This is a genomic window from Sphingomonas bacterium, assembly GCF_028292945.1.
Lineage (GTDB): Bacteria > Pseudomonadota > Alphaproteobacteria > Sphingomonadales > Sphingomonadaceae > Sphingomonas.
Window position 1 is genome coordinate 1 of record NZ_JAQGLJ010000099.1, and the last position, 10560, is coordinate 10560.

A 10560-nucleotide genomic window follows, 5' to 3' on the forward strand; every position below is an offset into this window, starting at 1 on the left:
AAGTCGACGCTCGGCTATGTGCTGGGCGGGCGGCCGGGGTATGAGGTGACGGGGGGGAGCGTGAGGTTCCGCCCTATCACTGGCGCAGGCGACACCACCTCCGTTCGTGTCGAGCGTAGTCGAGACACATTGTCCCTCGACTTCGCTCGGGACGAACGGGAGCGGGGTGACTCGGCTCGGGATCAACGGGAGGGGGTTGCCACCGCGTCTGCCGACGGCGACTGGATCGACCTGCTCGCGCTCGACCCCCACGAGCGGGCCGCCGCCGGCCTGTTCCTCGGCTTTCAATATCCGGTTGAAATCCCCGGCGTCTCCAACGTCCAGTTCCTGCGCGAATCCCTCAACGCCCAGCGCGCGTCGCGTGGCGAGAAGCCGCTGTCGGGCGCGGAGTTCCTGAAGCTCGCGCGCGGCGAAGCGGCGAAGCTCGACATGGACGCCGACATGCTCAAGCGCCCCGTCAATGTCGGCTTCTCCGGCGGCGAGAAGAAGCGCAACGAGATGGTGCAGATGGGGATTATCGACCCCAGCTTCGCGATCCTGGACGAGACCGACAGCGGCCTCGACATCGACGCGCTGCGCATCGTCGGCGACGGCATCAACCGCATCATGCGCCGACCGGACAAGGCGGTGCTGCTGATCACCCATTACCAGCGGCTGCTCGACTATGTGCGGCCCGACTTCGTCCACGTCCTCGACGGCGGCGTCATCACCCGCACCGGCGGGCCGGAGCTGGCGCACGAGTTGGAGCGGCAGGGTTACGGGGTGGCGGCGTGATGATCCTCCTCGGCACGGGGAGGGGGACCGCGACGCGAAGCGGCGTGGTGGAGGGGCCTCTCCACGAATGTGATCTTTTGGGGCACCGCCCCTCCACCACGCCCTCGGCGCGGTCCCCCTCCCCGCGAGCGGGGAGGATTGAATGACCCTGCTGGAACTCCCCTCCACCCGCGCCGAGGCATGGCGCTGGGCGGACCTCGGCGCGCTGTCGGCGGCGGCGGCGCTCGCCCCGGTCGCGGCGGCGGCGCACGAGTGGCTCGACCTGCCCGGCGCGCGCCTGTTGTTCGTCGACGGCAAGCTCGACGCGTCGCGCAGCGAGCTTGGCGGCGTCACCATCGAGGACCACCCGGCGGGCGATCACGCGCTCGGCAAGCATGCGCGCGGCCTCGGCTGGGCGCTGCGGCTCGACCGCGATACCGCCGCCGATCCGGTGCAGATCGTCCACGTCGCGACCGGCAAGGAGAATCACCTGCCCGCCGCGATCGCGCTGGGCGACGACGCTGTCGCGCAGGTCGTCGAAACGTACATCGGATCGGGCTGGACCAATCGCGCCACGCGCATCACGCTCGGTCGTGCCGCGCGGCTGCATCGGTCGGTTCGGCTGTTGCAGAGCGCCGGCTTTGTCTCGCTGCGCGACGATACCAGCATCGGCGCTGCCGCACGCCTTGTAACCGTTTTCCTCGGCGCGGGAGATGCCGGCGCGCGGATCGATGGCCAGGTGACGGTGGGCGAGGGCGGCTATGCCGAGGTCGGCGGCGCGCTGCTGTGCCGCGGCGAGCAGCGGCAGGAATGCGCGGTGCGCGTTCATCATGCCGAGCCAAACGGCCAGTCGCACCAGCTCTGGCGCGCGGTCGCCGCCGATCGCTCGACCGCCAGCCTCGCCGCCGCCGTCGAGGTCGCGCGCCACGCGCAGAAGACCGACGGCGAACAGTCGCTGCGTGGGCTGCTGCTGCAGCGCACCGCGACGGTGAACCTGAAGCCGGAGCTGGAGATCTTCGCCGATGATGTGAAGTGCGCACACGGCGCAACGGTGGGCGAGCTTGACCGTCGTGCGCTGTTCTACATGGAATCGCGCGGCATTGCGCCGGCCCGCGCGCAGGCGCTGCTCACCCGCGCGTTCGTCGCCGACGCGCTGGGGCGGATCGGCGACGACACGGTGCGCGATGCGTTCGAGGCGGACGCGGATGCCTGGCTGGAGCGTGCGTTGTGAGCGCGCCTAGTGAAATCCTGCCCGTTTACGCGGAGGGGGACCGCTGGGCGCAGCCGAGTGATGGTGGGGGCGTGCCACGGGCGGTGACCTCGGTTGAGAACCCCCTCCACCATCCGGCTGCGCCGGACGGTTCCCCTCCCCGTCCCGGGGAGGATCTGAAGCCGCTGGATCTCGTCGCCGACTTCCCCGCCATCCCGGCGGGTTGGGCCTACCTCGATACCGCCGCGACGGCGCAGAAGCCGCAGGCGGTGATCGACGCGATCACACGCGGCTATGACACCAGCTACGCCACCGTGCATCGCGGCGTGTACGCGCGCTCGGCCGACATGACGCTGGCGTACGAGGCCGCGCGCAAGCGGGTGGCGCGGTTCATCGGTGCCGGCAGCGCGGACGAGATCGTGTTCGTGCGCGGCGCGACCGAGGCGATCAACCTCGTCGCGCAATGCTGGGCGGGCACGCAGCTCAAGGCCGGCGATCGCATCCTGGTGTCGATGCTGGAGCATCATAGCAACATCGTGCCGTGGCAGATGGCGGCCGAGCGCATCGGCGCGGCGATCGACGTGGTGCCGCTGACCCCCGACCTGTGCATCGACCTCGACGCGATGGAGGCGATGATCACGCCCGCGCACAAACTCGTGGCGCTCAATCATGTCTCCAACGTGCTCGGCTCGGTGCTCGACGGCGCGCGTGCGAGCCGGATCGCGCATTCCGTCGGGGCGAAGATCCTGCTCGACGGCTGCCAAGCGGTGCCCCGCCTGCCGGTCAATGTTGCGGCACTGGGTTGCGATTTCTACGTCTTTTCAGGGCACAAGCTGTACGGGCCGACCGGGATTGGCTGCCTGTGGGGTCGTTCCGAGCTGCTCGACGCGATGCCGCCATGGCAGGGGGGCGGCGCGATGATCGACCGCGTGTCGTTCGAGCGCACCACCTACGCGCCGCCGCCGGCACGGTTCGAGGCGGGGACGCCGCACATCGTCGGCGCGCTGGGGCTGCACGCGGCGATCAACTATGTCGATGCGATCGGCCTGGCTGCTATCCGTGCGCACGAGACCGCTCTGGTGGCCGTGACGCGCGAGGCGCTGGGGCAAATGAATTCCGTGCGGCTGTTCGGGCCGGCGGACTCGGCGGGCATCGTGTCGTTCACGATCGAGGGGGTGCATCCGCACGATATCGGCACCATCTTGGACGAGAGCCGGGTGGCGATCCGCGCGGGTCATCACTGCGCCCAGCCGCTGATGACGGCGCTGGGCATCGACGCGACGGCCCGGGCGAGTTTTGGCGTCTATAACGGACCGGCGGACGTCGCGGCGCTAGTCGCCGGGATCGACCGGGTGACAAGGATTTTCGGATGAGCAGTTTCGAGGTCGAGGAAGTCGAGAGCGTCACGCCGCCACCGAAGGTACGCGTCGAGACGGCCGCTGAGGTGTTCGACCGCAAGCGCGACTATCTGGAGGGCTTCCTTGCGCAAAAGCCGCAGGGCGATCCGGCGGCAGAGCCCGGCGGGGCGCTGCACGACGCGGTGGTCGAGGCGATCAAGGAGATCTACGACCCCGAAATTCCGGTCAACATCTACGAACTCGGGCTGATCTACGGGGTCGACGTGACGGAGGACGGCCACGCGGCGATCTCGATGACGCTCACCACACCGCATTGCCCGGTCGCGGAGTCGATGCCCGCCGAGGTCGAGCTGCGCGTCTCCGCCGTGCCCGGTATCGCGACCGCCGAAGTCAATCTGGTCTGGGACCCGCCCTGGGACCCGGCGAAGATGTCAGACGAGGCTCGGCTCGAATTGGGGATGCTGTGATGGCGACGACGCTCCGTGCACGTCCCGCTGCGCTCAACCTGACCGCTTCGGCGCACGCGCGCATCGCCGATCTGATGGCGCGCGCGCCTTCGGATGCGATCGGGGTCAAGCTGTCGACGCCGCGCCGGGGCTGTTCCGGGCTGGCCTATTCGGTCGACTACGTGACGGAGGCCAAAGCCTTTGACGAGCGCATCGACACGCCCGGCGGCACGCTGTTCGTCGATGGCGGCTCGATCCTGTATCTGATCGGCTCGACGATGACGTGGGTGGAGGACGACTTCGCCGCCGGCTTCGTGTTCGAGAACCCCAACGCCAAGGGCGCCTGCGGGTGCGGCGAGAGTTTTACGGTCTGATCTCGTCACCCTGAACTTGTTTCAGGGTCCATGCGCGACCTAGAAGGCTCGCTAAGCGGGCGACGTGTCGCATGGATGCTGAAACGGAGTTCAGCATGACGGGGGTAAGATGGCCGATCTGTTCCGCAAGAAACTGCTCGCCGACGAACCGCGGGGTCCACAACTCGCCCGCACGCTGTCATGGCCACATCTGGTCGCGATGGGCGTCGGCGCGATCGTCGGCACGGGCATCCTGACTCTGATCGGCGTCGGCGCGGACCGCGCGGGGCCGGCGGTGATCCTGTCATTCGCCATCGCCGGCGCGATCTGCGCGTGCGCGGCGCTCGCCTATGCCGAGATGGCGACGATGATCCCGGCCTCGGGCAGCGCATACACGTACAGTTATGTCGTGCTGGGCGAGGTGATCGCCTGGGTGATCGGCTGGTCGCTGATCCTCGAATATTCGCTGGTCGTGTCCGCCGTCGCGGTCGGCTGGTCGGGGTACATCTATCCGCTGCTTGAGCCGTTCGGGTTTCCGCGATGGCTCGCCGAGGGACCCTCGCTGGGCGGGGTCGTCAACCTGCCCGCTATGGTCATCATCTTCGTCGTCGCCGGCCTGCTGACGCTCGGCACCCGCGAGAGCGCGACGCTCAACGCCATGCTGGTGGTGATCAAGATCGTCGCGCTCGCGGTCTTTGTCGCCGTGGCTCTGCCCTATTTCGACGCCGCGAACATGCAGCCCTTCAGCCCACATGGCTTTGCCAAGCAGGTCAGTCCCGATGGTGTCGAGCGCGGGGTGATGGCGGCGGCGGCGATCATCTTCTTTGCGTTCTATGGATTCGACGCGATCTCCACGGCGGCGGAGGAGGCCAAGAACCCGGGGCGCGATCTCGCGATCGGCATCGTCGGGTCGATGGTGGCGTGCGTCGCGATCTATATGCTCGTCGCGGTCACGGCGGTGGGGGCGCTGAGCTACACGCGGTTCGCCGCCAGCCCGGAGCCGCTGGCGCTGATCCTGCGCGGTATCGGCCAGCCGGGCTTCGCGACCTTCCTCGCCATCTCGGCGGTTATCGCGCTGCCGACGGTGATCCTCGGCTTCCTGTTCGGGCAGAGCCGCATCTTCTTCGTCATGGCGCGCGATGGCTTGCTGCCCGCGAGCCTCGCGCGCGTCTCAAAGCGCGGCTCACCGGCGCGGATCACCTGGCTGACGGCGGTGCTGGTGGCGATCATCGCCGGCGTGATGCCGATCGACGCGATCGCCGCGCTTGCGAACGCGGGCACCCTGGCGGCGTTCGTGGCGGTGTGCGTGTGCATGCTGGTGATGCGCCACCGCGCGCCCGACGCCGCGCGCACCTTCCGCGCGCCGGCTGCGACGCTGGTCGGCACGATCGGCATCGTCGGCTGCCTGTACCTGTTCGTCAGCCTGCCGACGCAGACGCAACTATACTTCTTCGCGTGGAACGCGATCGGGCTGCTGATCTACTTCGGTTACGCGCGGCGCGGTGCCACCCGTCAGGCGGCGAGCTTGCGCAACACGTACTGAAGGATGCCGCCGTTGAGGAAATACTCCAGCTCGTTGACGGTATCGATGCGGCAGCGGGTCGCGAACTGCTCGGTCGAGCCGTCGGCGCGGGTGAGGTGGACCTGCACCTCCTGGCGGGGACGCAGCGCGGCGACGTTCTCGATCGTGAACGTTTCCGAGCCGTCAAGTGCCAGCGTCTTGCGCGTGACACCGTCGGCGAACTGGAGGGGGAGCACGCCCATGCCAACGAGGTTGGAGCGGTGGATGCGCTCGAAGCTCTCGGCGATCACGGCGCGGACGCCGAGCAGGTTGGTGCCCTTCGCCGCCCAGTCACGTGACGAGCCGGTGCCGTATTCCAGCCCGGCGACGATGACGAGCGGCGTGCCGTCTTCGCGGTGGCGCATGGCGGCGTCGTAGATCGGCATGGTCTCGCCGGCGTATTTTGTCATCCCGCCCTCGACGCCCGGTACCATCTCGTTCTTGATGCGGATGTTGGCGAAGGTGCCGCGGACCATGACGTTGTCGTTGCCGCGCCGCGCACCGTAGCTGTTGAAGTCGGCGCGGGAGATCTGACGCTCCATAAGCCATTTCCCGGCTGGCGAGTCCGCCTTGATCGAGCCGGCGGGGCTGATGTGGTCGGTGGTGATCGAGTCACCCAGGACAGCCAGCAGCTTCGCGTCGCGGATGTCCATCACGGGGCGCGGCTGCATCTCCATGCCCTCGAAATAGGGCGGATTGGCGATGTAGGTGGACCCAGCGCGCCAGGTGTAGGTGTCCGAGCCCTCGACCGAGATGCCGCGCCAGTGGCCGTCGCCTGCGTAGACGTTGCCGTAGCGGGCGGAGAACATGCCGGCGTCGATATTGGCGGTCATCACCTCGGCGACCTCGTCGTTCGAGGGCCAGATGTCCTTGAGGAAGACGTCCGCGCCGTCGGTGCCCTGGCCGATGGGGGTGGTGGTCATGTCCTGAGTGACCGTGCCCTTGAGGGCGTAGGCTACCACGAGGGGCGGTGAGGCGAGGAAGTTGGCGCGGACATCGGGGCTTACGCGGCCTTCGAAGTTGCGATTGCCGGACAGGACGGACGCGGCGACGAGGTCATTCTCGTTGATCGCGGCGGAAATGGCCGGGGCGAGCGGGCCGGAATTGCCGATGCAGGTCGTGCAGCCATAGCCGACCAGGTTGAAGCCCATCGCGTCGAGGTCCGCGCTGAGGCCCGCCTTGTCGAGATAGTCGGTCACCACCTGCGAGCCCGGCGCGAGCGAGGTCTTGACCCACGGCTTGGGGCTGAGACCCAGCGCGCGCGCCTTGCGGGCGACGAGGCCGGCGGCGACCAGAACGGAGGGGTTCGAGGTGTTGGTGCAGCTGGTGATCGCGGCAATCACCACGTCGCCGTCACCGATGTCGTGATCGCGGCCCTCGACCGCGACGCGCTCGGCATGGTCCTTGTGATAGACCTTGGCGAGATCGGTGTTGAAGACGTTGTCGACCTGCGTCAGCACGACCTTGTCCTGCGGGCGCTTGGGCCCGGCGAGCGACGGCACGACGCTGCTCATGTCGAGCTCCAGCGTGTCGGTGAACACGGGGTCGGGCGCGTCGGCGTGGCGCCACAAGCCCTGTGCCTTGGCATAGGCCTCGACCAGCGCGATCGTTTCCGCCGGACGCGCGGTGAGCTTGAGATATTCGATCGTGCGCTCGTCGATCGGGAAGAAGCCGCAGGTCGCGCCATATTCGGGCGCCATGTTGGCGATGGTGGCGCGGTCGGCGAGCGTCATCGCGGCAAGGCCGGGGCCGTAGAACTCGACGAACCGGCCGACGACGCCCCTGGCGCGCAGCATCTGCGTGACGGTGAGCACGAGGTCGGTGGCGGTGATGCCCTCGCCGAGTGAGCCGGTCAGCCGGAAGCCGACCACCTCCGGGATGAGCATGGAGACGGGCTGGCCCAGCATCGCGGCTTCGGCCTCGATCCCGCCGACGCCCCAGCCGAGCACGCCCAGCCCGTTGACCATGGTCGTGTGGCTGTCGGTGCCGACCAGCGTGTCGGGGTAGGCGATGGTGGCGCCGTCAGGCGCGGCGGACGACCAGACCGTCTGCGAGACGTACTCCAGATTGACCTGATGGCAGATGCCGGTGCCGGGGGGCACGACCTGGAAGTTGTCGAGCGCCTTGGATCCCCATTTCAGGAACTCGTAGCGTTCGATGTTGCGGGCATATTCGAGGTCGACATTCTGGCTCGCGGCCTGCGGCGTGCCGAACTCGTCGACCATGACGCTGTGATCGATGACGAGATGGACGGGGACCTGCGGATTGATCTTGCCCGGATCGCCGCCGAGCGTGGTGATCGCGTCGCGCATCGCGGCGAGATCGACCACGCAGGGCACGCCGGTGAAATCCTGCATCAGCACGCGCGCGGGACGATACTGGATCTCGCGGTTGGAGCAGCGCTCGACCTGCCAGTCGACGATCGCCTGGATGTCGGCCTCGGTCACGGTCTTGCCGTCCTCGAACCGGAGCATGTTCTCCAGCAGCACCTTCATCGAGAAGGGCAGGCGGTCGATGTTGCCATATTTCTCCGCCGCCTTGGCGAGCGAATAATAGTCGTAGGACTTGCCGCCGGCCGTCAGCGTTGTGCGGGTGTTGAGCGTGTCCTGGCCGATGGCGGTCATGCGCGGTCCTTATCGTATGTCGCGACGGCGCGGAGGGACGTCGCGGGGGAGCGGTTGGGTTGCACTGGCCTTAGCAAGGGGGTTGCGGGCGGGGAAGGGTGTGGAGGGTGTTCGCGTCGCCGGTGGTGGAAGGGTAGGTCGTGCGCGGTCATCCAGCCCCTGCCGGGCGCAAGCCGGGGCCCAGATGGGCGTCAGATGCGCTCCGGTAGCCAGCGCAGCGCTCGGTTCCGGCGCGGCCGATGCCGCGCAGCGCGTTCGATAGCTCTCGACGACGTGCGTGACGTTGTCGTCGAACCCGCCGCCGACGAAGATCCTGCAATGGAGCGGCATGGGTGCGCCCGCTGTTCTCCGGCCACAACGCCATCGGGCGTGGCCTGGCTGCGGCGTTGCGACGAAGCGGCGACCGGTGGGTCTGGCCATGTTGCGGCTTCCGCCGGGGGCGATCGCAATTTGCTGTCCTACACGCCCAGAGCCGACATATCTGATCCGCTCACTCGATCGAGGAGTAGCGGGATGGCGGAGGCAAGGAAGCCGGCGGGATGCGTGGAGGTCCTGCCGCCGGAGAAGGCCAAGCGGGTGCGCCGGGACGGGTGGACGCCGCGGCGCAGGCAGCATTTCCTGGAGGCGGTGGCCCGGCAGGCGACGATGGAGGTCGCGGCGCGCGGCGTCGGCATGTCGATGACCTCCGTGCGAAACCTGCGCGCGCGTGATCCGGTGTTCGACGCGGACTGCGCGGCGGCATTGGCGGTGGTGCGCCCGACACTGGTCGAGGCGGCGTATCAGCGCGCGGTGGTGGGCGTGGAGGAGCCGGTGTTCCAGGGCGGCAAGCTGGTCGGCGTGAAACGGAAATATTCCGATTCGGTGCTGAAGCTGATGCTGGAGCGCGGGATCGATCCGACCAAGCCTTCCGAACAGGTGTTCAAGAGCAAGGCGCTGCCGGGGTACACGCCCGTACCCGACGCGGAACTGCTGAGGGTGCTGGAGAAGAAGATCGTCGCGATGGAGAAGATGGTGGCGCGAAATCAGGCGGAGGCGGCCGCGGCGGAGCGGGCGCGGCTGGCGGCGGTGGCGGACGAGATGCGGAACGCGGGGCTGGTCCCATAGGGGGAGGGCGACCTGCCGCCCATCGGGCCGTGGCGAAGAACGCGGTTGACGGCCACTCTGTGTATCTCATCACATCAGCAGGAGAGCCGCCATGCGCCGTCCGACGCCCGCCTATGCCGCCGCCGTGCAGGAGGGGCGGCCGATCAGCGAGCTCAACATGACGCCGCTGATCGACGTGCTGCTGGTGCTGATCGTCATGTTCATCCTGCTGGTGCCGGCGGCGGTGACCGAGCTGGAGGTGAATCTGCCCGCGCACGCGCCGGTCTCGGGTCCGCCGCCGGTGACGTACCGGGTGACGGTCGCGCGCGACGGCGCGGTGGCGCTGGACGGGGTGGGGGTGAGTGACGCCGCGCTGGCTGCGCGGCTGGCGGCGATCGGCCCGGACGCGGCGGTGGTGCTGGGGGCGGACCCGCAGGTCCGGTACGCGCGGGCGGCGGCGGTGCTGGGGGTGGTGCGGGGTGCCGGGGTGACGCGGTTGGGGTTCGAGGGGTTGGGGGCGGGTGCGCCGTAGGGTTGCCGCCCGCAGCCCGTCATGCTGAACTCGTTTCAGCATCCACGCGAGACGGCGGCGAAACGGGGGGCGGCATGAGGGTCAGAACACCGGCCGTCTACATCCTAGCCGGCCAACGCCGCGGCACGATCTATATCGGCGTCACCTCCGACCCGCTCGGCCGCTGGTGGCAACACCGCGAAGGGCAGATCAAGGGCTTCACCAGCCGCTACGGCGTCACGCGGTTGGTCTACGTCGAGTTCTTCGGCGACATGGAGCACGCGATCCTGCGCGAGAAGCAATTGAAGCGCTGGCATCGCGAGTGGAAGATCAACCTGATCGAGGGCGTTAACCCGGCGTGGCGCGATCTGGCGTTGGATTATGGTTTTGAGCCGCTCAATCCGGGGCGGGCGTCGCGCGTGGATGCTGAAACTAGTTCAGCATGACGGGGGGTGGTTAGCGCAGGATGCTTGGTGCGAGCGGGTGGTAGCACGCCGCTGGCACCCAGCAGGTCACGGCCCACGTGCTCCGTCATGCTGAACCCGTTTCAGCAACCTCGGCGTCGCTGGCGGCATTGCACCGATCAAGTCGCAACCTGCGCATTCCAATCTCGTATCAACGATCCCAATCTCGCCATATCGCGCTCGGAAAGCGATCCGCT

10 protein-coding genes are annotated in these 10560 nt (G+C 68.2%); 9 read left to right on the plus strand and 1 reads right to left on the minus strand.

The window, feature by feature from the left end:
- The 6 genes from sufC to JWN21_RS10930 form a co-directional block, all read left to right on the plus strand.
- A partial coding sequence (gene sufC / locus JWN21_RS10905) for a Fe-S cluster assembly ATPase SufC (RefSeq protein ID WP_299649719.1) occupies positions 1-774 on the plus strand: 774 nt, incomplete at its 5' end.
- A 142-nt stretch (positions 775-916) separates the two neighbouring features.
- The gene (locus JWN21_RS10910) at positions 917-1984 is read left to right on the plus strand and encodes a SufD family Fe-S cluster assembly protein (protein WP_299649722.1); all 1068 of its coding nucleotides are present in this window, start codon (positions 917-919) and stop codon (positions 1982-1984) included.
- A 155-nt stretch (positions 1985-2139) separates the two neighbouring features.
- Positions 2140-3336, plus strand: a complete 1197-nt coding sequence (locus JWN21_RS10915) for an aminotransferase class V-fold PLP-dependent enzyme (protein ID WP_299649746.1) — start codon at positions 2140-2142, stop codon at positions 3334-3336.
- The gene (locus tag JWN21_RS10920) at positions 3333-3788 is read left to right on the plus strand and encodes an SUF system Fe-S cluster assembly protein (protein ID WP_299649725.1); all 456 of its coding nucleotides are present in this window, start codon (positions 3333-3335) and stop codon (positions 3786-3788) included. The genes JWN21_RS10915 and JWN21_RS10920 overlap by 4 nt, the downstream gene beginning before the upstream one ends.
- Positions 3788-4141: an iron-sulfur cluster assembly accessory protein gene (locus JWN21_RS10925; protein WP_299649728.1), complete on the plus strand. Its 354-nt coding sequence runs from the start codon at positions 3788-3790 to the stop codon at positions 4139-4141. Before JWN21_RS10920 ends, JWN21_RS10925 begins: the two co-directional genes overlap by 1 nt.
- A gap of 109 nt (positions 4142-4250) precedes the next feature.
- Positions 4251-5663: an amino acid permease gene (locus JWN21_RS10930; protein WP_299649731.1), complete on the plus strand. Its 1413-nt coding sequence runs from the start codon at positions 4251-4253 to the stop codon at positions 5661-5663.
- On the opposite strand, the gene acnA is transcribed toward JWN21_RS10930, so the two are convergent.
- A complete protein-coding gene (acnA, locus tag JWN21_RS10935; protein ID WP_299649734.1) occupies positions 5633-8305 on the minus strand; it encodes an aconitate hydratase AcnA in 2673 nt (890 codons plus the stop codon). The genes JWN21_RS10930 and acnA overlap by 31 nt on opposite strands.
- Positions 8306-8818: 513 nt before the next feature.
- Here acnA and JWN21_RS10940 point away from each other — a divergent pair.
- The 3 genes from JWN21_RS10940 to JWN21_RS10950 all read left to right on the plus strand — a co-directional run bounded on the left by JWN21_RS10940 (position 8819) and on the right by JWN21_RS10950 (position 10345).
- Positions 8819-9409 (plus strand): hypothetical protein, encoded by a 591-nt coding sequence (locus JWN21_RS10940; protein WP_299649737.1) that lies wholly within the window; start codon positions 8819-8821, stop codon positions 9407-9409.
- A 91-nt stretch (positions 9410-9500) separates the two neighbouring features.
- Entirely contained in the window at positions 9501-9920 is a 420-nt protein-coding gene (locus JWN21_RS10945; protein ID WP_299649740.1) for a biopolymer transporter ExbD, read from the plus strand.
- Between the two features lie 74 nt (positions 9921-9994).
- Positions 9995-10345 carry a GIY-YIG nuclease family protein gene (locus JWN21_RS10950; protein WP_299649743.1) on the plus strand — a complete coding sequence of 117 codons (351 nt, stop codon included), beginning with the start codon at positions 9995-9997 and terminating at the stop codon, positions 10343-10345.
- Positions 10346-10560: the final 215 nt, after the last annotated feature.

What these genes read in the sequence shown, in the direction of transcription:
- JWN21_RS10910 (WP_299649722.1), top strand. Translation starts at nt 917, where the DNA reads ATGACCCTGCTGGAACTCCCCTCCACCCGCGCCGAGGCATGGCGCTGG.
- JWN21_RS10920 (WP_299649725.1), top strand. Translation starts at nt 3,333, where the DNA reads ATGAGCAGTTTCGAGGTCGAGGAAGTCGAGAGCGTCACGCCGCCACCG.
- JWN21_RS10925 (WP_299649728.1), top strand. Translation starts at nt 3,788, where the DNA reads ATGGCGACGACGCTCCGTGCACGTCCCGCTGCGCTCAACCTGACCGCT.
- JWN21_RS10930 (WP_299649731.1), top strand. Translation starts at nt 4,251, where the DNA reads ATGGCCGATCTGTTCCGCAAGAAACTGCTCGCCGACGAACCGCGGGGT.
- acnA (WP_299649734.1), bottom strand. Translation starts at nt 8,305, where the DNA reads ATGACCGCCATCGGCCAGGACACGCTCAACACCCGCACAACGCTGACG.
- JWN21_RS10940 (WP_299649737.1), top strand. Translation starts at nt 8,819, where the DNA reads ATGGCGGAGGCAAGGAAGCCGGCGGGATGCGTGGAGGTCCTGCCGCCG.
- JWN21_RS10945 (WP_299649740.1), top strand. Translation starts at nt 9,501, where the DNA reads ATGCGCCGTCCGACGCCCGCCTATGCCGCCGCCGTGCAGGAGGGGCGG.
- JWN21_RS10950 (WP_299649743.1), top strand. Translation starts at nt 9,995, where the DNA reads ATGAGGGTCAGAACACCGGCCGTCTACATCCTAGCCGGCCAACGCCGC.